This window comes from Stieleria neptunia (assembly GCF_007754155.1).
Classification (GTDB): Bacteria; Planctomycetota; Planctomycetia; order Pirellulales; family Pirellulaceae; genus Stieleria; species Stieleria neptunia.
In genome coordinates, this window is sequence record NZ_CP037423.1 from 1,728,662 (window position 1) to 1,750,177 (window position 21,516).

A 21,516-nucleotide genomic window follows, 5' to 3' on the forward strand; every position below is an offset into this window, starting at 1 on the left:
GAATTCAGCATGAAGCGTGATGTTCCACGACGCCGTCAATTGACGACGGAGGATTACTTTGTCGGGGTCCGCGACTGTGACATCACGGTACTGCCGCGAGCGTTGACGTTGATTGAATCCAACAATCCCGAGCACCAGCGGCAAGCCGAGACGCTGTTGACGCGACTGTTGCCCTACACCGGCAACGCCATCCGCGTCGGCATCAGCGGCGCCCCGGGAGCAGGCAAGAGCACCTTCATCGAGGCGCTCGGATTGCAATTGACCGCGCAGGGGCGACGGGTGGCGGTCTTGGCGGTGGATCCATCGAGCGGCATCAGCGGTGGCAGCATCCTGGGTGACAAAACCAGGATGTCGCGACTGGCGGCCGAACCCAACGCCTACATCCGTCCCTCCCCTTCGGCGGGAACGCTCGGCGGCGTGGCCAGCAAGACGCGTGAAAGTTTACTCGTGTGCGAAGCGGCCGGTTACGAAATCGTGTTGGTTGAAACCGTCGGCGTGGGGCAATCCGAAACCATGGTGGCGGAAATGACCGATTGCTTTTTAGCGTTGATGTTGCCCGGCGCCGGAGACGATCTACAGGGAATCAAACGCGGGCTGTTGGAACTGGTGGATGTGATCGCGGTGAACAAAGCCGACTCCGCGACATTGAAAGCCGCCGAACTGGCCGCCCACCAATACGAAATGGCCATCCATTCGATTTTGGGAAAACAAGATCATCCGCCGCAGGTGCTGACCTGCAGCGCGCTACACGACCAGCGGGTCGATGCCGTCTGGCAGGCCGTCCAGCAGCGTTACACGGCGATGAAATCCGGTGGCGACTTGGCCGCCAAGCGAAGTCGACAACAAGTCCGCTGGTTGTGGGCGATCATCGAAGACCGAATGAAGCAAGCCCTCCGCAAGCATCCCGGCGTCCGCCGCATCCGCGAAGGACTGGAATCCGAAGTGCTTGCCGGCAGCCTGCCGCCCGAAGCAGCGGCCAGCAAAATCCTACAGACGTTCGGCATGCAGGAACCTTGCGGCATTTAATTTAGACCTGACGGAAATAGAACTGCAGTACCATGAGTATTCGAAAAGAGTTTTTGACTGGGCTAGAAGAACGCCGCGCAAAACTGCGTGCGGGCGGTGGCGAAAGCCGGCACGCCAAACGCCGCGAAAAGGGAATGCTTTCGGCACGCGAGCGACTGGATAACTTTTTCGACGCCGACACGTTTCAAGAATGGGGAATGCACGTCGATCATTCCTGTCATGAATTCGGGATGGAGAACAAACCGATGCCCTGTGACGGCGTGGTCACCGGAGTGGGACGCGTCGGCGGTCGGCCGGCCGCTTCGTTCAGCCAGGATGCGACCGTCGGCGGCGGCGCGTTGGGCATGCGTCACTCCAAGAAGATTTGCGACATCATGGATTACGCGCTCGAAAGCGGGATGCCGTTTGTCGCGATCAACGATTCCGGCGGTGCACGGATCCAAGAGGCCGTCGACTCGTTGTCGGGATACGGGCAGGTTTTCTATCGCAACGTCATGCTTTCCGGCTGTGTCCCGCAAATCGGGGTGATCGCCGGCAACTGTGCCGGCGGAGCGGCTTACTCGCCGGCGCTGATGGATTTCTTGGTGATGACGCGTGAGAACGCCAACATGTTCATCTGCGGGCCGCAGGTCATCAAGGCGGCAACGGGCGTCGATTGCACGATGGAGGAAATCGGCAGCGCGGCGGCCAACGCCAGCATCAGTGGAAACGTTCACTTCGTCGCCGATGACGACCAGCACGCCATGCAGATCGTCCAGCAATTGCTGTCCTACTTGCCCCAGAACAACGCAGAGAACCCGCCGCACGCCCTCGTGGAAGACCTGTGTCTGGATCCGGATCTGTCGATGAACGACGTGGTGCCGGAGAACATCAAAGACCCGATGGACATGTACGCGGTGATCGAGCGAATCGCGGACAAAGACAGTTTCTTGGAGGTCCATCGCGAATTTGCCCCCAACATTATCGTGGGTTTTGCACGAGTCGATGGTGTGGTCGCGGGCATCATTGCTAACCAGCCCAACGTGAAAGCGGGCACGCTGGACATCGACGCTTCGGACAAAGCGGCCCGGTTCATTCGTTTTTGCAACGCGTTCAACATCCCGCTGTTGACCTTGGTCGACGTCCCTGGGTTCCTGCCCGGCGTGGGCCAGGAACAGGGCGGCATCATTCGTCACGGGGCCAAGATGTTGTTCGCCTACGCATCGGCGACCGTGCCCAAGATCACCGTCATCATCCGCAAGGCCTACGGCGGATCGTACCTGGCGATGTGCAGCCGCGATTTGAAAGCCGACATGGTGTTTGCCTGGCCGACCGCCGAGATCGCGGTGATGGGTGCCGAAGGTGCGGTCAACGTGCTGTACCGCAAAGAGCTGGCCGCGGCAGACGACAAAGCGGCGATGCGTGAACAATTCATCCAAGAGTACCGTGACCGATTTGCGTCGCCCTATTTGGCGGCGTCCCACGGAATGATCACCGATGTGATCGTCCCGGCGCAGACCCGAGCGGTCGTGTCACTTGCACTGCAGAACACGCTGAACAAAAGCGAGACCCGTCCTCCTAAGAAGCATGGTTTGATTCCGCTATGAAAAGATTACGCATCACCGTCGGAAATAAATCCTACGACGTCACCGTGGAGGATCTCAGCGAGACCGAAGCGTATCCGGTTCCGACGCGGCCTGCGCCCGCGGCGGCTCCGAGCGCCGCAGCGCCCGCGCCGATCGCCCGCCAGACGCCGACGAAAGCCCAGCCGCCCGCCGGTAGCGGCGCGGTCACCAGCCCGATGGCGGGCGCGATTCGATCGATCCTGGTCAAGCCCGGTGACGCGGTCGAGCGGGGACAAGGCATGGTCATCCTGGAAGCGATGAAGATGGAAAACCAGATCACCGCGCCGGTCGCCGGCACGGTGAAAAGTGTCGATGTCGCGGAGGGTGATTCTGTCGCCGAAGGCCAAACCCTTGTCGTCCTGGAGTAAGTGATGTTGCTGCTCGCTCAAGAGGAAAGCAAACGGCTGATCGAGTTTTCGTGGGCGCCCCTGACAGAAGAACATGGGATTCCGATGGCCATCATGGGCATCGTCGTGGTCTTTTCGGCGCTCGTGCTGATCGTCGTTTTTATCACCGTCCTGCCGCGTCTGGTTGCACCCTTCATTCAACCCGAACTCGCACCCCAAGCCGCGTCACCGGTCGTTCACGACGATGAACTGCCGGAAGAGATTTTGGTGGTTATCGCCGCCGCGGTCGCCGAAGCGTTGGATCGACCGCACCGGATCGTCAAGATCCGTGGCTTGGGAACCGGCGAGTATGCCTGGTCCCTGGAAGGACGCATGAAGCATCACATGTCGCACCGCATTCAACATCGAGACCCCAAATGAACGTCATGGAATACCTGAGCCAGAAAGTGGTCCAGCTGTACGAGACGACGGCCTTTGCAGGGCTGGAACTGGGCAACGTGGTGATGATGGTGATCGCCCTGGGATTCATCTATCTGGCGATCACCAAACGCTACGAACCCCTGTTGTTGATCCCGATCGGTTTCGGTGTCATCGTCGGCAACATGCCGACCGAGTCCGGTGTGCCGCTGGTCTACGCCGAAGACAGCGTACTTCGATTTCTGTATTTCGGGGTCGAGAAAGAGATCTACCCGCCGTTGATCTTCTTAGGCATCGGCGCGATGACCGATTTTTCCACGATGCTCTCCAATCCCAAACTGGTGCTGTTGGGTGCCGCGGCACAAGTCGGCGTCTTCCTGACGTACCTGGGCGCGCTGTGTCTGGCGTTTACACCCCAGCAGGCCGGCGCGATCGGGATCATCGGTGGCGCCGACGGTCCCACGGCGATTTTCCTCGCATCGAATCTGGCCCCCGAACTGTTGGGGGCGATCGCGATCGCGGCGTATTCCTACATGGCGCTGGTGCCCGTGATTCAGCCGCCGATCATGAGATTGCTGACGACGAAAAAGGAACGTTTGATTCGGATGAAACCGTCGCGCAAGGTGACGCGTCAGGAACTGATCATGTTTCCGATCGTCGCCTTTCTGATTTGCACCTTGTTGGCGCCCGGCTCGATCGTGCTGATGGGCATGCTGTTCTTCGGAAACCTGTTGAAAGAATGCGCGGTCACCGACCGGCTGGCGCTGACGGCACGCACGGCGATGATCGACATCGTCACCATCCTGCTCGGGTTTTGTGTCGGCGCGAGCACGACCGCCCAGTACTTTTTGAAGGGCGAGTCAATCTTGATCTTCGTGCTCGGTGCCGTTTCGTTTGCGATTGCGACCGGGTGCGGCGTGTTGTTCGCCAAGTTGATGAACGTGTTTTTGAAAGAAAAGATCAATCCGCTGGTCGGTGCCGCCGGCGTGTCCGCGGTCCCCGGATCAGCTCGCGTGGTGCAATTGGTCGGCCAAGAAGAAGACCCCGGCAACTATCTGTTGATGCACGCGATGGCACCCAACGTCGCCGGCGTGATCGGTTCAGCCATCGCCGCCGGTGTGTTGTGGTCACAGTTGGCGAATTAGTGGACGAGAAGCAAGGAGGCAGAATGATACGGGGCAGAATGATGGGAAACCTGGATGCATTCTACGCTGTGAAGGATTTTTTAGCGGTAGGGCGCGAGCCCTCCGGTGTTTTGGCAAAGATGAAGAACCGGAGGGCTCGCGCCCTGCCGGTAAAACCTAAAGAAACACAGGGAAAAGATGCTTCCTAGCGTTCCCCATCATTCTGCCAACCCGATCGCAACGGATCACGGCGTCGTCTCGATCAGAATCAGTTCCGGATGGAACCAGTGCAACACGAACAACACGATCGGTGGTGAAACGGACAGAATCAACAACGGTAGCAGGAGCAGGAGGATCCGCAGCTCTTCACGGCTGAGCAGTCCCGGAGGATCCAGATCGGCTTGTTGAACGGCAGTGGATTCCCGCCGCGTTTGGTTCGGCGACGGATCCGTCACCGCTGGTCGATCTGGCGGATGGGGCTTCGAATTGCAGTTGGCGATCAGTGCATGAATCATCGTGGTGCCCTCTCATGGTTACCCTCACCACCAGAGCAACATTTGGACCGACGGCGAAAGGATTGCCAAAACCGCTGTTCGGGCACAAAAACCGTCAACCCAGGTTGACGCCGGCAACGCGGGTTGCCACCCCAGCGGGACGCGTGGGCGACCGGCATCCCAGCGGGACGCGTGGGCGAGCGGCGTGGTGAATCCACAATCAGCACGCGCCATGGGACGTCGATTCTTTTACTGCAGGATTTGGCAACCGATTTAGATTCTCTCCCTCTGGGAGAGACGGCGTTTGCACAGCAAGCAAACGCCAGAGAGGGCCGGCGGCTCGCGAAAGGCTTAGCGACTTCAGCGACGATCGATGTGGACTGCATAACCGATCACCAGCCCCCTAGTATCTCGCCTGACTGGCAATTCCAGGCGATTTGATCATCGTTTGGGCTGTCGATGTTGGGTGGCTGCCTGCAGCGGTTTCCCAACACTGCTGTGTAGATCGTAATTTCCCCTAGGTGGTATTCAACGCCGTGGATGAGCTTGAGTCGCACAGCAGTTCGTTTTGAACCCGAACCGTCGCTCGATCGACCCAATCGCGTTATCGCATGTGGTCAGATCGTATTCACTAGGATGGGACTTAACTATGAAACAGAAGTACAACCGTGTCATTGGTATTGACGTCGCGTCAGACAAAATTGATGTCAATGACTCCGCAGGAAAGATTGCCAAACAATTGCCCAACACGATTTCAGCGATCAGCAAAAAGCTGTTCAAGAGAATCCAAGACACTGAAAATACATTGGTTGTCTGTGAAGCAACTGGCGGCTACGAATATCTGATTGTGGAGGCTGCTCACGACGCTGGTGTACCGATTTGCGTGGCCAACCCGAGGCAGGTCCGTGACTTTGCCAAAGGGCATGGCTATTTGGAGAAGACCGATGTGATCGATGCATTCATGATCCGCCGTTTTGGCGAAGATGTGGAAATCCATCTGACACCTCCTCGCACGGCGCAAGAGAAAGAATTTCTTTCAACAGTGCGGCGTCGAACCCAAGTGAAAGATTTGCTCTCCCAGGAGCAAAACCGACTCAGTCAAACCCGTGACAAGTTTGCCGCTCAACAAATCAAGGAAACGATTTCGCACCTGAAAAAGCAGCTAAAAAGCCTCGACAAACGCATCGAAAAGATGCTCAAGGACCTCAGTAAAGTCGATCCCAAAGTAGAAATCTTGTTCAGCGTCAGTGGAGTTGGTCCAGTCACCGCTGCGACACTCCTGGCCGAGCTGCCAGAACTGGGACAACTCAACCGAGGTCAAATTGCCAAACTTGTCGGTGTTGCTCCGTTGGCCAACCAAACAGGCAAGAGCGACAAGAAACGAAAGGTCCGAGGTGGACGTTCACAAGTCCGAAGCGTGCTCTACATGGCGACACTGGTTGCAACGAAACACAACCCAGTCATCAAACGTTTCTACGATCGGCTTATCGCCAAAGGTAAAATCAAAAAGTTAGCTTTGGTAGCGAGCATGCGCAAACTCCTGACGATTCTCAACAACATGATTCACTGCGGCGAATCATGGAAGAACCCTCAGGTCAATGCGAAAAAGGAGCAAAAGGCGACTACGGCACCGTCGCTAAACTAGGACCGTAGTCGCCATACGTGCTCGATGCGTCATTGACACACCGGCGACTGAGTTATCCCTGGCACGGTTGCATCTCTGCAGAGCCCTGTTGCGTTTCACCCAGCGGCTCAAGTTTACTGCTGCGCAACAATCGCGTCACCCAAATTTCCAAAAATCATTGAACACCGGCGCAATGCCTAAGAAAATCTCGGGGGTTCGGGGGCTGGCCCCTGACCACACTGGATCTCGGAATCGAAAAATCCAAGATTTTCGATCTGACCTCTTGCCACAATTTAAGACCGTCGCTCATCCCCAGCCCTTCTCCCCCACAAATCGACAAGCAAGCTTGTTGCGATTTGTGGGGGAGAAGGGAGCCATGATTCTTGCAGTAATAAAATCGACGCCCCTTGGCGAACGCCACGTGCTGGAATGCTCCTTTCGGGCGGATTTTGCTACACTTGAAACATGAATTGTGACCTCGACAGCAGCATTCCCGAATGGATCATCGAGCATCCAGAAACCACGGGAGTCTTCGGTGATTTGAGATTGGACATCAGCTGTGCCGGCAAATCGTTGCGGTACGTATGCGTCCATCAAGGCCTCAGTCCGCCGGAGGTGCTTGAGCGACTGCGTCAGGCCATCACGACCGCGCGGTCCGTTGACCGAAATACCCGTTAGGTTTAGGCTTACCGAAACAAGTATCTTTTGTACAGCTTAGGCGACCTCTAAGAGCGGGGGGGACGCGTTGCGATTGCGAATCCCATGAAGCTCACCACCCAGACCGACTATGCCTTGCGGACGTTGATGTTCCTGGCAACACGCACGGAGCGAGCCAACGTGGCGGATGTTGCCACGTTATTCGGTATTTCGACGAATCACGTCGCCAAGGTCGTCAATCTGCTCGCCCGGGCGGGCTATGTCCAAAGCACACGCGGCATCGGCGGCGGAATTGAATTGGCGCGTGCTCCGGAAGAAATATCGGTCGGTGATGTGATCGCGACCATGGAATCCGACACCCATCTGCTGTCATGCGTCGGCAGCGATGACTCCTGTGTGATCCACTCGTTCTGCAAACTCAAGGGGGTGTTGGCAGAGGCCGAGCGTCTGCAGCAGGAGTATCTCCAAGGCATCACGCTCGCAGAGGTGATTCCGACGCGGCGACAACTCAATCGCGTCGAAGCGTCGATTGAATAAGTGGCGTAAGCTTCCAGTTTGCGTTGCCTGGATCGCAAGCTGGAAGCTTACGCCACGTTATGGATCCGTCATTGCACACCGATGTAGATGGCGACTTCATCCGGTTGGGATGGGTCATGGACTTCGAAGTCCGCGAGGTAGCTGCGCGGCAGGTCGCTCTGCCAGATTTGCTGCCACGATTCGATCAGCGTTTTCGGCATCGGGCCACGAGCCTGGACGGCGGCATAGCGTCCGGCCGGCAACGAACGCAGTGCAAAACCCTCGGGAGCGCAATCGACGTCGATCACTTCGCATCCGAGGAAGAACGTGTACGGCTGAGTGTGATCGCCCTGGTAGTCGAAGTAGGCCGCGATCAGTCGATCGTCGGCCCGCTCTGGGATCTCGTCGGCGATGCCGTCGGCCATGAATCGCTGCCAAAGCGCCGCGATCTCATGCGGCGTCTCGTTGGAGGTCCGCGTTTGGATGCCGTACAACGTTCGGGAGGGGTGCGTTTCGGTGTTCATCAGGGCTCAAGGCTACTCGTTTTGATGCGATTGAGAGGGCGAGGTCGGCTACTCGATCGGCACGGTGTAACTGATCGCCCCGATCGGCTCGCCCTCGGCGACATCTTCATAGTGTGCGTGACACATCACGCATTTTTGCATGACGACAGGTACCGGTGTCAAGGCGCGCAAGTAATGCTTGCCGTCCAGCGTGACGACCTCGTCGACCCCCTTGGCCCCGGCCTTCAACTTCTTGATGCCCTGCTTTTCAAATTCATCCTTGGCGACATTGTCGGATTCATAGGGATCCCCCGTCGCGTCGATCAACCGAATCGTGTTGTCGCTGGCATCAGAAATTTTCTTGAACAACAACACCGCTGCACTGCCGGCCGCAAAATCGTCATCGTCGTTGACGTACTTGTCGGTCACCAAGACGATCGTTTGCTTAAAAATGTTGTCCAACGTTTGCACCGTCTTGCGCGATCGCTCGACCGCTTTTCTGCCTGGCTTCTTCGCAGCGTTGGCAGCGTCGGCCCGCGCGGTGGCAGCTGGTTCTTGTGCGTCAACCGGCCGGATCATCCAGGGGAATTCGCTGGCCAGCGAGAGGGCCAGCGTCGCGACAAAACAGGCAAGCAGGGGAAGGCGTTTCATGGGGATTTCCTGAATCAAGGGTGGGGAATGGACGAGGTGCTTAAATCTGCACGTCGGTGTGCATTATTGATTGGCGGAGCTGCCCTTGTCAATTCTTCAGTTCTCGCTTTCGCGATCCGCTTGCCGCACGTTGCCGGCACCATCGCCGCGTTGTGCCGATGAACCGGCGCCGGTCAGACCGCTTGTCCGACCTTCGCCAAGGCTTCCACCCCGATCCGATCGCAGAAGTCGCCGAAGGTCTCCTCGCCTTGACGATTCTCTTGAAAGTGGATGAACACGGGACGCAACGTCGCAACGATTTCTCCGCGTGGGACTTGGTCCTTGAACACCGCATTCATTCGCGTGCCGATCAGATTCCCGCCCAGGAAAACGGTGTATCGCCCCTCGCCGGTCTTGCCATCGACACTGCGGCCGACCAGACCGATGTCGGCGTTGTAGGGCCGTGCGCAGCCGTTGGGGCAGCCGGTCATCCGGATCGTGAACTGTGCGTCGGCCAAGCCCAGTTCGCGCAGTTCCGCCTCCACTTCGTCGATCACGCCGGGCAGTGCCCGCTCGCTCTCGGTCACCGCCAGACCGCACGTCGGAAGTGCGGGGCACGCGAACGCAAATCGCCGCGTGTTGCTGATTTGGTCGACGGTGACGACACCGTGATCGGCGAGCACCTTTTGGATCGTCGCCCGCTGATGCGATTCGATGTCGCACAACAAGATGTTTTGTTGTGCGGTCAGGCGGGCGTTGGTGACATGATCGGAGAACAAGATTCGCAGCGCCGTTTTCAACCGCAGCTCTCCCTCGTCTTTGACGCGACCATTTTCGATCGGCAGCCCCAGAAACCACTTTCCGTCGCCCTGTTCGTGCCAGCCCAGGTGGTCATCGTGACCGGTCACATCAGCCGGGTGCGGCTGTGGCAAGGGCCGTGGCACCGTGCCCTCGGCGACGCCGCAAATCGCCTCGGCTTGGGACAGGTAGTCCTCCACCTTGGCTTTGAAGGCCAGCACACCCAAGTTGTGGATCAGGTACTTCATCCGCGCTTGGCTGCGGTCGGCGCGATTGCCGAAGTCACGTTGCACGAGAATGATGGCGGTGATGACCGGCAGCAAATGTTCGGTTTGGATGAACGCGAGACGTTTCGCGAGCGCCGGAAAACACTGTTTTTTACTGGGCGTGGTCCCCATGCCGCCGCCGGCCAGGACGTTGAATCCGATCAACGTTTCGCCCTCGGTCACGCCCAACAATCCGATGTCGTTGTCGTAAGCGTCGATGCAATTGTCGTCGCATAAGGCGAGACCGATTTTAAACTTGCGCGGCAGGTAGGCTTTGCCGTAAATCGGATCGGGTTCGGGCTCACTCGGCGGCCCGGCGACCTGCTCACGCGCGCCCGTCTCCGGATCTTTGATCCAGATCTGGTGATAGGCTTTGGTTGTCGGCCGAACATGCACCGCGATCTCGTCGGCCAGCCGTTGCAGTTGATCGCGCAAACCGTTGTGCCGCAACGGAGCGGGGCAGCAGCAGACGTTCCGCGTCACATCGCCGCACGCCGATTGAGTGGAGAGCTTGATTGCATTGATGCGATGGATCACGTCCCACAGGTTGCCCTTGACCACACCGTGCAATTGAATGCTCTGCCGCGTCGTGATCCGGATCGTGCCGTTGCCCAACTCGTCGGCGATGTCGAGTTCACCGAGGAACTGTGCCGCCGTCATCTTTCCGCCGGGAATGCGATTGCGGACCATGAACGAATACGCCTTGCCGAGCCCTTCTTTGCGGCGCAGCTTGCGGAGGTCGCGGTCGTCTTGTTGGTAGGTGCCGTGAAATTTCAGTAATTTTGTCGTTGCGTCGGCGACATGCTCGGTCGTCGCGTCGGCCAGTTCTTCGGTGATAGTGCCGCGCAGCCCGACGCTGGCTTCTTTGATCAATTCGACCTTCGACTTTTTCGACTGCTCATCGGTCATGGATGTCTTCTCAGCACGCGGGTTAACGCAAAGCGTCTAAACATGTATCTTGGGTGCATGTTTGTAGGACTCGGTCGCGCCCGTGTCAACCTCGAGCTGTACACCCTGCCGTCACGGTGTGCGCCCACACGTTTTCCCCCGTTTGAAGGATCACGATGATTCAAGCCGAACCACACGACACATCCATCCTCGGCGCACTGGTCCGCGAGCGAATCCTGCTGCTTGATGGTGCGATGGGGACGATGATTCAGCGTCTGGGGTTGGACGAGGCGGCCGTGCGGGGCGACCGTTTTGCCGATCACCACAAGGACCTGAAAAATTTTTCTGACATCCTCTGTCTGACGCATCCCGAAAAGATCACGGACATCCATCGGGCCTACTTCCAGGCCGGCAGTGACATCGTGGAAACAAACTCGTTCGGCGCGTCCCCGGTTGGGATGGTCGAATTTGACTTGCCGCTTGACCTGGTCGATGAGATCAACCGTGCGGCGGTGGCGTGTGCGCGCACCGCGGCCCAGGAGTGGACCGAACGAACGCCCGACAAACCGCGTTTCGTGGCCGGTTCGATCGGTCCGACGACCAAGCAGCTGGCGATCAGCACCGAAGACGATCCGGCGTATCGCGGCACGACGTTCCAGGCGATGGTGGACAGCTACCGGGCTCAAGTCGAATCGCTGGTCGCCGCCGGGGTCGACGTGCTGTTGCCCGAAACCGCGATCGACACGTTGAATTTAAAAGCATGTTTGTTTGCGATCGCCGACTTCTTCAACGCCGGTGGTCGGCGGGTTCCGGTGATGGCCAGCGGCACGTTCGGCGATGGCGGCCGGACCTTTGTCAGCGCACAAAGTGTCGAAGCGTTTTGGACGGCCATCAATCACTTTCCGTTGCTTTCGGTCGGCATGAATTGCGCGCTCGGTCCCGACGTGATGCGGTCGCACATCGAAGAACTTGCCAAGGTCGCCGAGATTCCCGCCTCCTGTCATCCCAATGCCGGATTGCCCAACGAGATGGGCGAATTCGACCTTGGACCCAAGGCGATGGCGGACAAGGTCGGTGAGTACGCCGACAACGGCTGGGTGAACATCTTGGGCGGTTGCTGCGGCACGACGCCCGACCATATTCGGGCGATGGCCGATCGCGTGAAAGGATGCCGGCCCAAACAAGACACGCCTGGCCCCGTTTACACGCGACTGTCCGGGCAGATGCCGTTGGTGATGCGTCCGGAAGTCCCCTTCACCATGGTCGGTGAACGCACCAACGTGATGGGCAGCAAAAAGTTCGCCCGCCTGATCCGAGATGAAAAATACGAAGAGGCGGTCGAAATCGCGCGGGAACAAGTTGAAAACGGTGCCACCATCATCGACGTCAATTTTGACGAAGGCATGCTCGATGGCGTTGAGGCGATGACTCGGTTTCTGCGTCTGATGGCCGGTGATCACGTCGCCGCATCGGTTCCGGTGATGATCGACAGCAGCAAATGGGAAGTGATCGAGGCGGGGCTTCGCAACGTCCAAGGCAAAGCGATCGTCAATTCGATCTCATTAAAAGACGGCGAAACCGAGTTTCTGCGACGGGCAGCCTTGGTCCGTCAATACGGTGCCGCCGCCGTGGTGATGGCCTTTGACGAACAAGGCCAGGCCGCCGACGAAGAAAGCAAGGTCCGCATCTGTAAACGGGCCTATGATCTGCTGACCGAGCGACTGCACTTCCCCACCGAAGACATCATCTTTGATCCCAACATTTTGACGATCGCAACGGGGATGGACGAGCACAACAACTATGCCGTCGATTTCATCAACGCCGTGCGACGAATCAAACAAGTCTGTCCCGGTGCGAAAACCAGCGGCGGCGTCAGCAACATCAGCTTCAGCTTTCGCGGCAACGATCCGGTCCGCGAAGCCATTCACAGCGCGTTCTTGTACCACGCCGTCGACGCCGGGCTGGACATGGGAATCGTCAACGCCGGCCAGTTGGATATCTACGAGCAAATTCCCCAAGACCTGCTCCAGCGCGTCGAAGATGTGCTACTCAATCGTCGCCCCGACGCGACCGAACGGATGCTGGAATTCGCCGAAACGGTCAAGGGCGATGGCAAGAAAAAGTCGGGGGAAGACCTGGCTTGGCGTGACGCGCCGGTGGCCGAGCGAATGACGCACGCACTGGTCAAGGGAATCGACAAGTACATCGTCCAGGACACCGAAGACGCTCGCCAACATTTCGATCGCTGCATCCAAGTGATCGAAGGGCCGTTGATGGACGGGATGAAAGTCGTCGGTGATCTGTTCGGCGCCGGCAAGATGTTTTTGCCCCAAGTCGTCAAGTCGGCCCGCGTGATGAAGAAAGCCGTCGCCTACCTGGAACCCTTCATGGAGGAAGAAAAACGACTGGCGGGAACGCTGCACGAAGCGGCCCGCGGCAAGTTTCTGATCGCGACGGTCAAGGGTGACGTGCATGACATCGGCAAAAATATCGTGGGCGTGGTGCTACAGTGCAACAGCTATGAAGTCATCGACTTGGGTGTGATGGTGTCCTCCGAAACGATTCTGCAAGAAGCGGCCAAGCAAAACGTCGACATGATCGGGCTGAGCGGGCTGATCACGCCGTCGCTGGACGAAATGACACACGTCGCTCGCGAAATGAAACGGACCGGGATGACGATGCCGCTGTTGATCGGCGGCGCGACGACCAGTGCCAAGCACACCGCCGTTAAAATCGCCCCCGCCTATGACGGTCCCGTCTTGCACGTGCTCGACGCCAGTCGCAGCGTGAACGTCGTCGAGCGTTTGCTCAGCGACGGCCGCGATGCATTCGTCGCCGAGAATGTCTCGTCGCAAAAAAAACTGGCCGAGAGTTTTCGTGATCGCAAGCAGAAACTCGTGCCCTATGCCGAAGCCCTTGAAAAGCGATTCGTCACCGATTGGAATTCCGTCCCGATCGACACGCCGTCGTTCACCGGCACCCGCGTCTTGCGAGACATTCCCCTGGAACAGATTCGGCCCTACATCGACTGGTCGCCGTTTTTCAGCACGTGGGAATTGAAAGGCAAGTTCCCAAAAATTTTGAATGACCAAGTCGTCGGCGGGCAAGCGAAAGAGCTGTACGAGGACGCCAATCAATTGATTGACGAGATCATCGCCAACAAGTCACTGACCGCCAACGCCGTCTACGGATTTTGGCCCGCCGCCAGTGAAGGTGATGACGTGATCCTGTTTACCGATTCGACTCGGAATCACGAATTGACGCGGCTGCACTTCCTGCGGCAACAATGGGAACGCAAGGGACAAAAGGACTTTCGCTCGCTGGCCGACTACGTCGCGCCGCGGGAATCCGGCCGCCAGGATTTCCTGGGCGGCTTCGCCGTCACCGCCGGCATCGGGGCGATGGAATTGGCGCTGAAATACAAGGCCGAACTCGATGATTACAAAGCCATCATGGTGCAAGCGGTTGCCGATCGATTCGCCGAAGCGCTGGCGGAAATGCTGCACGAGCGCGCCCGCGACGACTGGGGGTTCGGCCAATCCGAAGGCCTGTCCCGGGAAGACCTGATCGCAGAGAAGTATCGCGGCATCCGCCCGGCCGCCGGTTATCCCGCCTGTCCCGATCACACCGAAAAACGGACGCTGTTCGACCTGCTAGACGCCGAGAAGCAGACCGGGATCGAGTTGACCAGCAGTTTCGCGATGACGCCCGGCGCCAGCGTCAGCGGTCTGTATTTCGGTCATCCCCAGGCACGTTACTTCACGGTCGAGCGGATGACCCGAGACCAGATCGAAGCCTACGCCAATCGCAAGGGCAAACCGATCGAAGAGATCCAGCGCTGGCTGGGGCCAAATTTGGCGTATTGAGGACGGAGGTCTTTCACGCCCACTAACGCCAATCCGGCGGCGCCGTCTCGTCGCATTTCTTGCATTCCAGCGGGTACCCAGCCCCTTTTCCGCGGCACCCTCCTCTGCGTCAACGCCGGTTGACGCGGAACCGCCGGTTGACGCGGCGACCGACTCGATGACGTCAACTCTCCCGCCTGGAACGTGGATTTCCACAGCGAAAACGTGTTCCGTCTGCTGATCCGAGTGATTGGCATGCTGATTGCTTCATCAAACTTCCTACGCCATGGAGGTGCCCCGTCTTTTCCTCATTGCCGTAGACACAATCATGTTAATGCGCAACCCACAGCATCGGGTCCGTCAACAGCAAGACGGTTCTGCCGAACACAGCGAACCTGCCGCCATCGACACCTCTCATCAAATGCTATTCGGGCAACTCACCTTAATCGCGGTGTTCTCCGCGGCGCTCCTGTTGCGTGCACTGGCTTAGTACCAACCGGAGCGAGATGGGATGGCGACGTGCTCGCCATAACAAACGTTGACCGCTATCTCGGTCGGTTTGTCGAATCGAAACCTGCGGCTTACCTAGGCTCCTCGCGATCGTCCCCTCACCACCTAGCCCCATGACTTCTCAAATCGTTGCCGTCACCCGCGTCGATCTTCAGCGACTTCAGACGCTACTGCAGAGTGAGTTTGCCGTCGCGTTGGGTGGCGGCCGCTCGCACCTGACGGAGCTGGACAACGCCCTCTCACGGGCTTCGGTAGTCGAGTCGGAGGAAATGGTGCCGGACGTGGTGACGATGAACTCGACGGTCGAGCTGTTGGACTTGGATCGAAACGACGCGGAAACCTACACGTTGGTGTATCCGGACGAGGCATGCATTGCCGAAGGGAAGCTGTCGATCCTGTCGCCGCTGGGCGCAGCGGTGTTTGGACGCCGCGTCGGCCAGAGCGTGAGCCTGCATTTGCTTCATTGCAAAACAAACAAGCGAGTCACCCGAATCTACTTTCAACCCGAACGCGCCGGAGCGTTCCAGTTGTAAACTCGAATTCAGCGGTCAAAAACAAGTGGCGTAAGCTTCCAGCTTGCGATCCCAGTCAGCCAGCGTGCGATGGGGCATCAGGCAAGTTTCAGACCCACGATGCCCGCGACGATCAACGCGATGCAGGCGATCCGCATCGCGGAGACGGGTTCGGCGAACAACAGAATCCCCAACGTGGCCGTCCCGACCGCGCCGATGCCGGTCCAAATCGCATAGCCGGTCCCGATCGGAATCTCTTTCACAGCCAGTGCCAAGCAATAGAAACTGGCGATCATCGTCACCAGGGTCAACACGCTCGGCCAGAACCGTGACCAGCCGTCGGTGTATTTCAAGCCGATCGCCCAGCCGATTTCCAAACAGCCGGCGATCAGTAAATAAATCCATGCCATAGGCGACAATCATTGACGGAGGGGCGGTTTCATCTGGGGGTGTTCCAAGGCAATCGGTGATCCTTGGTCAACGCGCAGTCGGGATCAATCCAAAACGTTAGCGGTTTTGGGGGCGTCGTGCCAGGGAGCGTCGTGCCGCTTCTGCCCTCCGCATCCTGCGCGTCGATTGACGCCACCGGTCGGTGAAAAACGGGCCACGCAATATCCACCCGACCATGCCAAAGAAACCACTTCCGATCAAGCCTCTTCCACTTGTTGTTCCGACGATCCTACCGATATTCATCCGCGCTGATCTTGTGTCGCTTGAGTAACTTGTTCAATCCTTGGCGTGACAGTCCGGCCTGTCGTGCGGCGCTGGCGATCACTCCCTCGTGTTTCTTCAGCAATGCAGACAGGTAAGCTCGGTCGGCCGTATCGAGGGCTTCATCGCGAGAGATTTCGGCCAAGGCGGATGTGTCGGTTGGGGGGGAATCTGGATGTTGAAGTTGCAGCGGCAAATCACCCACGTCGATTCGGTTGCCCCGAGCCAACGCGGTGGAACGTTCGATCACATTGCGAAGCTCACGAATGTTTCCCGGCCAGTGGTAGCGCCGAAAGCACTCCGACGTTTCCGCCGAAAAACCTTGGAGTGCCGAATCGTGCGGACGGAGGAGTTTGAGGAAATGCTCGGCGAGCAACAGGACGTCGTCGCCCCGCTCGCGGAGAGGAGCCAATTCGATGTGGATGACCGCCAACCGATAAAACAGATCTTGGCGGAAACGGCCCGCATCGACTTCGGCGTGCAAGTCGCGATTGGTCGCACAGACGAATCGCGTGTCGACCTTGATCGGCTTGTTTTCACCGACCGGTGTGAAGGTCTGTTCCTGAATCGCACGCAATAACTTGGCCTGCGAGGCGGCGGGGAGTTCCCCGATCTCGTCAAAAAATGCGGTGCCGCCGTCGCAACGACGCAGCAATCCCTGCTGGTCTTTGATGGCTCCGGTAAACGATCCCTTGACGTGTCCGAAGACGACGGACTCGAACAGCGACTCGGGGATTGCCGTGCAGTCGATGATTTGAAACGCGTTTTCGCGACGCCCGCTGCGCTCATGAATCGCCTGGGCGATCACTTCTTTTCCGGTACCGCTTTCACCGGTGATCAAGACGTTCGTGTTGCTGACCGCGACACGATCGACGATGTCCAGCACTTCGGTCATCGCCGCGCTCCGGCCGATGATGTTTGAAAACCCGTCAGGCCGATTGGCAGCCCCGGACGGGGACGCCGGTGCCGTGGCGGACTGGGCCGTGGCGGACTGGGCCGTGGCGGACTGTGCCGTGACGGACTGGGCCGGCTGCCCGATCGCCCGCTCGATCGCCGTCAGTAACTCGTCGAACTTGACGGGTTTGAGCAAGTAATCGGTAATCCCCAGGCGAACGCTCTCGATCGCACTGGTGACCGACGGCACGCCGGTGACCACGATCATCGGGATGTGCGAATACTGCGTCCGGCCCTGCTGCAACAGTTCCAGCTTCAAATTGCCGGGCATGTTCAGGTCGGAAAGGACCAGGTCAAATCGGTGTTCTGCCAGGACATGGATCGCGTCGTCGGCATTCTCGACGCAAACGCATTCATAGCCTTCGTCGCGAAGCAGTTCGGCCGTGGTGTTGCGATACAGCGGCTCGTCGTCGGCGATCAGGATGCGATGTTGTGGCTGGTTCATCCATCAAGTTTAGCGAAACTGATCCAAAGCGGAACGCGGCCTGCCAGGGAGCGCTGTGAAGCATTTTTTCCCTGTGTTTCTTTGGGTTATAGCGGCAGGGCGCGAGCCCTCCGGTTCCTCATCTTTGCCAACACACCGGAGGGCTCGCGCCCTACCGCTAAAAAATGCTTCACCGTGTAGGCTGCCAGGCAATGCGTTGTCCGGGTTCGCCCGGGGTTCAGCGGTTGGCACCACAACACTACGTTTTGATCTCCAACCGTCTGGGCAAGTGCACGGTAAAGCGGCTGCCGTGACCGGGCCGGCTGGCGACGTCAATCGTACCGTTCATCGCCTCGACAATGCTCCGCGTGACCGACAGTCCGAGCCCCATGCCTTGGCCGACGGTTTCGGTCTTGGTGCTGAAGAACGGATCAAAGATCTGATCCAGGTGCTCAACGGGAATCCCACATCCCTGGTCGGACACGGTGATCTTCAACGTGTCGGCGTCGGTCTGGGTGATCACGCGGACCGATTGACCGGGCTGCGACGCCTGGATCGCGTTGTGCACCAGATTCAACAGGACTTGTTTCAGTTCGCCTTCACGCAAGACCACTTCATCCGCGTCCAGGTTCGCGACGGGTTCCATCGCGGAAAATTCGATCTGGGGATCGACTTTGGTTTTCCGTGCCAAGGGCCGCGCGAGCGAGACGACGACCTCGATGGTCCGCTGGATCGAAAACTGCGTGGCCGCTTGCCGGCTGGGACGGTACAGCTGATACATCTGGTGCGTGATTCCGCTGATGCGATCGATTTCCCGGTCGATCATTTCGAACTTGTCGAAGTGTTGGATGTCCGTCGGCAATCGTCGTTTGATCAGCAACAGCGCGTTGCGAATGCCGGCCAGCGGGTTGTTGATTTCGTGAGCCACCCCGGCGGCCAATTCGCCGAGCGCGGCGAGTTGCTGCATTTTCGCGCGGTGTTTCTCCAGTTCGGCGACACGGGCGGTCCGCTCCTGGACCAGTTGTTCCAAGTGTTCGTTGTGCAGCCGCAATTGTTCCCGCATCGCACGGCGGTCTTCGATGTCGCGGATGCTGACGCGGCATCCCAACGACCGGCCGGCGGCGTCGATCATCGGCTGCCAGGAGACGGCGACCCAGCGGCCGGTTCCGTCGCGACGCGACACCTTGAACTCAATGTGATTGCCGGTGCTGCCCTCAGCCATCTCCCGCAAATAGCCGGTCAGCCGTTCGTGATCCTGAGCGTCAAACAACGGCAACGGATAGTCGTCCATCTGCAAACATTCGGCGGCCGAGTAACCGGTGAATCGTTCGACCGCGGGATTGACCCACAACAATTCCCCCTGCGTGCCGTGCCAGGCTTCCCAGTCGTACGTGCAGTCGGCGATCGCCCGAAAATACTCCGCCGGAATCGGCTCGCCGCGGCGCGGCAACGGCGGATCAAGTGGATGGGGTTGGGGATTCTCCACTGTCATCACTGTTTCTCCAACTGCAGCATCGCCTCGGCGAGTGCTTTGCCGAAACGAATGAAGGTCTTGCCGCTTCCCAGGTAGTGGTATTCGGCGTTGGATGCACAGCGATCCCAGATGCTCTGCTCCTGCGCGGTCAATTCACCGTCACCGAATCCGTATCGGTCGCATTCCTTCTGAAACGTCTCCGGCGTCATCTGACCCTGTTTGACCCGCTGCTTCCAATTGCCGGTCAGCCGCCGTTTCCAGTAGATGTCGCTCAGCTGGAGATCGTAAAACGGTCCGCTGTCGACCGCGATGACGTTGCCGCGAAAGCGTGCTGCTACGTACTGGTCGTATTGCTGCACGGCTGCGAATTGGGCCTTGCGAAATTCACTGACCGGTAACCCCTTGTCAAATTTCCGACTGTCTGGGTCCGTGCCGTAGACGCCCAAGATGCCCACAATGAACGGCAGCGTCGGTGTATCGAACTGCTGGCGGACGTCGCGGATGAAATGGATCATGTTGTCGGTGTATTGATCGATGTGATGTCGATTGCACATGTCATTCCAGCCCTGGAACCAGACGAACCCGGCAAGTTCATAGCCTTGGCTTGCATCGTACGTCGGGACCAATTTCTTGAGACCCTCGGTGTCCCGGAGCGTCGACTGCACGAACCGGATCATTTCGCGGTAGTAGTGTCCCACACTCTCCACCTCGGGGACGTTGCCACGTTCTATCTCGTTCGCGCTGGGCTGGTACGTTCCCGCGCCGGGAGGGCGGAAGTCGACGGCCAGCGATTTACCGCCCCACGCGGTCTTGATGATCAACACCGGTTCGTCGATCGCATGGTCGATGAAGATGCCAAAACCGTATTCGGGACCGATCCGTTGATCGTCAAAACCGTAACCGATGGCTACCTTGCCTTGCCGTACCGTCTCACCGTCGCGTCCGCCCGTCCGGTAGGTGATCCAGGCGTCCTCACAGACGACCGGATCACCCTCGCGGTTCAGGACCACGTCCAGGAGCCCCGCGGTTGCCGGATCGTCCCGCAAGGCCGAGAACGTGTGTTGATGCGCCGAGCCCTGCATGTTGGACTGCCCGGCCAGGATGTAGACCTTCAAGGGTCCGGCAGCCGAAACGGCATGGAAGGAGAACGCAGTGATCGCCGTTGCGGCGAGTCTGATGACAGTTTTCATCTTAGGACCGCCGGAACAATTAGTGTCGGTTAATTGGCGAGAATCGATAGTTCCATCTCGGTATTTGTTCGTCAAAAACTGTACGCAGAGCTGCTTTCATTGTTGCGGTCGCGTTCTCACCCGTCTCGTACAACCCTCGCAAGACGTTGACCGTAGTGCGAAGGCCGGTCCGAGTCGATGTGTTCCGCATCAACTTGACAACTGTTTCCAACTTATCGAAAAGCATCCCGGAGCAAGCACGTCCAAGATGCGGAAAAAAACGGCGTTCAATCGGATTGTATTTTGAACAGTAGCTTGGATAGTGGGCTACCCGAATTTCGATGCCGATCGTGTCGACCAACTTTTGAAGGTAGTGCTTGAAGATGTATTTTGAAGCTGAGTTGCTACCGCCGCAATCGCACAATAGCAAAATGGAATTGGTATCCGGATAACAACGTTTCCCTATCCGGTTCCAGTACCATTTGAGGCTATCGGTCGCGAAGCGACTCGTCTCGTGAGAGAGTCCAATGTTGACGTGCCCAGCATTTCGTCCGATGTCGTAGATTCCGTGAGGAATCACAACGCCATCAGCCCAACTCGGAAAGTCGTGGTCGAACGCTTCAATGGGCTCTGTGGTGCGAATGCGACCGGCCCGGTAAAGACGGCCCAGGAATTCTTTGCTTTTTGTGTCGATCGAAAAGACCGGATTGCCGGCAGCCTGATAGCTCTCCACATGTCCTGCGATGAGATCAAACTGCTGCTCGCGATCCGCTGACAAGCCACCGGAAATAGTTTTGATCATTTTTCGAAAACCGATCTTCAAGCTATTCAGCCAAGCGGAGACCGTCTTGTCGCTCACAGGGGTGCCGGCCTCGGCCGCCTTCTCAGCCATTTCAGTGGAGGCCAGGTTTGTGTAAACCACGTCGGGCTCATCAGGATCGCCTCCAACACGAACGCTCAATAGTTCGTTCAGATTGTCTTCGAGGTCGGGATCGGTTTCGATCTTTTTTTTCGTCCAGCACC

Annotated in this window: 20 protein-coding genes; 11 read left to right on the forward strand and 9 right to left on the reverse strand. The window is 58.3% G+C overall.

Translation table 11 applies throughout. From position 1 onward, the window contains the following. Window positions 1-9: 9 nt before the first annotated feature. Genes meaB through Enr13x_RS06030 form a run of 5 tightly spaced genes read left to right on the forward strand, consistent with a single transcriptional unit; the run spans window position 10 to window position 4,539 of the window. Window positions 10-1,026, forward strand: a complete 1,017-nt coding sequence (meaB, locus tag Enr13x_RS06010; RefSeq protein WP_145385176.1) for a methylmalonyl Co-A mutase-associated GTPase MeaB — start codon at window positions 10-12, stop codon at window positions 1,024-1,026. Window positions 1,027-1,058: 32 nt separating this feature from the next. Further along, window positions 1,059-2,612 (forward strand): acyl-CoA carboxylase subunit beta, encoded by a 1,554-nt coding sequence (locus Enr13x_RS06015; RefSeq protein WP_145385177.1) that lies wholly within the window; start codon window positions 1,059-1,061, stop codon window positions 2,610-2,612. After that, window positions 2,609-2,998: a biotin/lipoyl-containing protein gene (locus Enr13x_RS06020; protein ID WP_145385178.1), complete on the forward strand. Its 390-nt coding sequence runs from the start codon at window positions 2,609-2,611 to the stop codon at window positions 2,996-2,998. The genes Enr13x_RS06015 and Enr13x_RS06020 overlap by 4 nt, the downstream gene beginning before the upstream one ends. 3 nt (window positions 2,999-3,001) lie before the next feature. Further along, window positions 3,002-3,397: an OadG family protein gene (locus Enr13x_RS06025; protein WP_145385179.1), complete on the forward strand. Its 396-nt coding sequence runs from the start codon at window positions 3,002-3,004 to the stop codon at window positions 3,395-3,397. Next, window positions 3,394-4,539, forward strand: a complete 1,146-nt coding sequence (locus Enr13x_RS06030; protein WP_231744119.1) for a sodium ion-translocating decarboxylase subunit beta — start codon at window positions 3,394-3,396, stop codon at window positions 4,537-4,539. The genes Enr13x_RS06025 and Enr13x_RS06030 overlap by 4 nt, the downstream gene beginning before the upstream one ends. A gap of 224 nt (window positions 4,540-4,763) precedes the next feature. Here the strand turns inward: Enr13x_RS06030 and Enr13x_RS06035 are convergent, their stop codons facing one another. After that, complete coding sequence (locus tag Enr13x_RS06035) at window positions 4,764-5,033, reverse strand: hypothetical protein (protein ID WP_145385180.1); 270 nt, start codon at window positions 5,031-5,033, stop codon at window positions 4,764-4,766. A 628-nt stretch (window positions 5,034-5,661) separates the two neighbouring features. Here Enr13x_RS06035 and Enr13x_RS06040 point away from each other — a divergent pair. The 3 genes from Enr13x_RS06040 to Enr13x_RS06050 all read left to right on the forward strand — a co-directional run bounded on the left by Enr13x_RS06040 (window position 5,662) and on the right by Enr13x_RS06050 (window position 7,830). Next, window positions 5,662-6,657 carry an IS110 family RNA-guided transposase gene (locus Enr13x_RS06040; protein WP_145385181.1) on the forward strand — a complete coding sequence of 332 codons (996 nt, stop codon included), beginning with the start codon at window positions 5,662-5,664 and terminating at the stop codon, window positions 6,655-6,657. 444 nt (window positions 6,658-7,101) lie between these two features. Next, on the forward strand, window positions 7,102-7,314 hold the full coding sequence (locus Enr13x_RS06045) for a hypothetical protein (protein ID WP_145385182.1): 213 nt from the start codon (window positions 7,102-7,104) through the stop codon (window positions 7,312-7,314). A gap of 84 nt (window positions 7,315-7,398) precedes the next feature. Then, on the forward strand, window positions 7,399-7,830 hold the full coding sequence (locus Enr13x_RS06050; RefSeq protein WP_145385183.1) for an RrF2 family transcriptional regulator: 432 nt from the start codon (window positions 7,399-7,401) through the stop codon (window positions 7,828-7,830). A 68-nt stretch (window positions 7,831-7,898) separates the two neighbouring features. Here the strand turns inward: Enr13x_RS06050 and Enr13x_RS06055 are convergent, their stop codons facing one another. From Enr13x_RS06055 to Enr13x_RS06065, 3 genes are all read right to left on the reverse strand, one after another. Continuing rightward, window positions 7,899-8,333: a GyrI-like domain-containing protein gene (locus Enr13x_RS06055; RefSeq protein WP_145385184.1), complete on the reverse strand. Its 435-nt coding sequence runs from the start codon at window positions 8,331-8,333 to the stop codon at window positions 7,899-7,901. 48 nt (window positions 8,334-8,381) lie between these two features. Then, on the reverse strand, window positions 8,382-8,963 hold the full coding sequence (locus tag Enr13x_RS06060; RefSeq protein WP_145385185.1) for a c-type heme family protein: 582 nt from the start codon (window positions 8,961-8,963) through the stop codon (window positions 8,382-8,384). Between the two features lie 173 nt (window positions 8,964-9,136). Beyond that, window positions 9,137-10,915, reverse strand: a complete 1,779-nt coding sequence (locus tag Enr13x_RS06065; RefSeq protein WP_145385186.1) for an NADPH-dependent assimilatory sulfite reductase hemoprotein subunit — start codon at window positions 10,913-10,915, stop codon at window positions 9,137-9,139. A gap of 155 nt (window positions 10,916-11,070) precedes the next feature. Between Enr13x_RS06065 and metH the strand changes: the two genes are divergently transcribed. The 3 genes from metH to Enr13x_RS06075 all read left to right on the forward strand — a co-directional run bounded on the left by metH (window position 11,071) and on the right by Enr13x_RS06075 (window position 15,782). Next, on the forward strand, window positions 11,071-14,760 hold the full coding sequence (gene metH, locus Enr13x_RS06070) for a methionine synthase (RefSeq protein WP_145385187.1): 3,690 nt from the start codon (window positions 11,071-11,073) through the stop codon (window positions 14,758-14,760). A gap of 307 nt (window positions 14,761-15,067) precedes the next feature. After that, window positions 15,068-15,229, forward strand: a complete 162-nt coding sequence (locus Enr13x_RS37745; RefSeq protein ID WP_197455830.1) for a hypothetical protein — start codon at window positions 15,068-15,070, stop codon at window positions 15,227-15,229. Between the two features lie 133 nt (window positions 15,230-15,362). Next, entirely contained in the window at window positions 15,363-15,782 is a 420-nt protein-coding gene (locus Enr13x_RS06075; RefSeq protein WP_145385188.1) for a GreA/GreB family elongation factor, read from the forward strand. A 77-nt stretch (window positions 15,783-15,859) separates the two neighbouring features. On the opposite strand, the gene sugE is transcribed toward Enr13x_RS06075, so the two are convergent. From sugE to Enr13x_RS06100, 5 genes are all read right to left on the reverse strand, one after another. Continuing rightward, the gene (gene sugE, locus Enr13x_RS06080) at window positions 15,860-16,171 is read right to left on the reverse strand and encodes a quaternary ammonium compound efflux SMR transporter SugE (RefSeq protein ID WP_145385189.1); all 312 of its coding nucleotides are present in this window, start codon (window positions 16,169-16,171) and stop codon (window positions 15,860-15,862) included. A gap of 269 nt (window positions 16,172-16,440) precedes the next feature. Next, the gene (locus Enr13x_RS06085) at window positions 16,441-17,871 is read right to left on the reverse strand and encodes a sigma-54-dependent transcriptional regulator (RefSeq protein WP_145385190.1); all 1,431 of its coding nucleotides are present in this window, start codon (window positions 17,869-17,871) and stop codon (window positions 16,441-16,443) included. 238 nt (window positions 17,872-18,109) lie between these two features. After that, entirely contained in the window at window positions 18,110-19,342 is a 1,233-nt protein-coding gene (locus Enr13x_RS06090; protein WP_145385191.1) for a two-component system sensor histidine kinase NtrB, read from the reverse strand. Further along, complete coding sequence (locus Enr13x_RS06095) at window positions 19,342-20,514, reverse strand: sialate O-acetylesterase (protein ID WP_145385192.1); 1,173 nt, start codon at window positions 20,512-20,514, stop codon at window positions 19,342-19,344. Before Enr13x_RS06095 ends, Enr13x_RS06090 begins: the two co-directional genes overlap by 1 nt. A gap of 19 nt (window positions 20,515-20,533) precedes the next feature. Next, window positions 20,534-21,454 carry an ISAzo13 family transposase gene (locus Enr13x_RS06100; protein ID WP_231743739.1) on the reverse strand — a complete coding sequence of 307 codons (921 nt, stop codon included), beginning with the start codon at window positions 21,452-21,454 and terminating at the stop codon, window positions 20,534-20,536. Window positions 21,455-21,516: the final 62 nt, after the last annotated feature.

Coding starts and splice junctions, on each gene's coding strand:
- Enr13x_RS06060 (WP_145385185.1), bottom strand. CDS start 8,963: ATGAAACGCCTTCCCCTGCTTGCCTGTTTTGTCGCGACGCTGGCCCTC.
- metH (WP_145385187.1), top strand. CDS start 11,071: ATGATTCAAGCCGAACCACACGACACATCCATCCTCGGCGCACTGGTC.
- Enr13x_RS06085 (WP_145385190.1), bottom strand. CDS start 17,871: ATGAACCAGCCACAACATCGCATCCTGATCGCCGACGACGAGCCGCTG.
- Enr13x_RS06045 (WP_145385182.1), top strand. CDS start 7,102: ATGAATTGTGACCTCGACAGCAGCATTCCCGAATGGATCATCGAGCAT.
- Enr13x_RS06095 (WP_145385192.1), bottom strand. CDS start 20,514: ATGAAAACTGTCATCAGACTCGCCGCAACGGCGATCACTGCGTTCTCC.
- Enr13x_RS06090 (WP_145385191.1), bottom strand. CDS start 19,342: ATGACAGTGGAGAATCCCCAACCCCATCCACTTGATCCGCCGTTGCCG.
- Enr13x_RS06035 (WP_145385180.1), bottom strand. CDS start 5,033: ATGATTCATGCACTGATCGCCAACTGCAATTCGAAGCCCCATCCGCCA.
- meaB (WP_145385176.1), top strand. CDS start 10: ATGAAGCGTGATGTTCCACGACGCCGTCAATTGACGACGGAGGATTAC.
- Enr13x_RS06065 (WP_145385186.1), bottom strand. CDS start 10,915: ATGACCGATGAGCAGTCGAAAAAGTCGAAGGTCGAATTGATCAAAGAA.
- Enr13x_RS06020 (WP_145385178.1), top strand. CDS start 2,609: ATGAAAAGATTACGCATCACCGTCGGAAATAAATCCTACGACGTCACC.
- Enr13x_RS06050 (WP_145385183.1), top strand. CDS start 7,399: ATGAAGCTCACCACCCAGACCGACTATGCCTTGCGGACGTTGATGTTC.
- sugE (WP_145385189.1), bottom strand. CDS start 16,171: ATGGCATGGATTTATTTACTGATCGCCGGCTGTTTGGAAATCGGCTGG.
- Enr13x_RS37745 (WP_197455830.1), top strand. CDS start 15,068: ATGTTAATGCGCAACCCACAGCATCGGGTCCGTCAACAGCAAGACGGT.
- Enr13x_RS06015 (WP_145385177.1), top strand. CDS start 1,059: ATGAGTATTCGAAAAGAGTTTTTGACTGGGCTAGAAGAACGCCGCGCA.
- Enr13x_RS06030 (WP_231744119.1), top strand. CDS start 3,394: ATGAACGTCATGGAATACCTGAGCCAGAAAGTGGTCCAGCTGTACGAG.
- Enr13x_RS06040 (WP_145385181.1), top strand. CDS start 5,662: ATGAAACAGAAGTACAACCGTGTCATTGGTATTGACGTCGCGTCAGAC.
- Enr13x_RS06055 (WP_145385184.1), bottom strand. CDS start 8,333: ATGAACACCGAAACGCACCCCTCCCGAACGTTGTACGGCATCCAAACG.
- Enr13x_RS06025 (WP_145385179.1), top strand. CDS start 3,002: ATGTTGCTGCTCGCTCAAGAGGAAAGCAAACGGCTGATCGAGTTTTCG.
- Enr13x_RS06075 (WP_145385188.1), top strand. CDS start 15,363: ATGACTTCTCAAATCGTTGCCGTCACCCGCGTCGATCTTCAGCGACTT.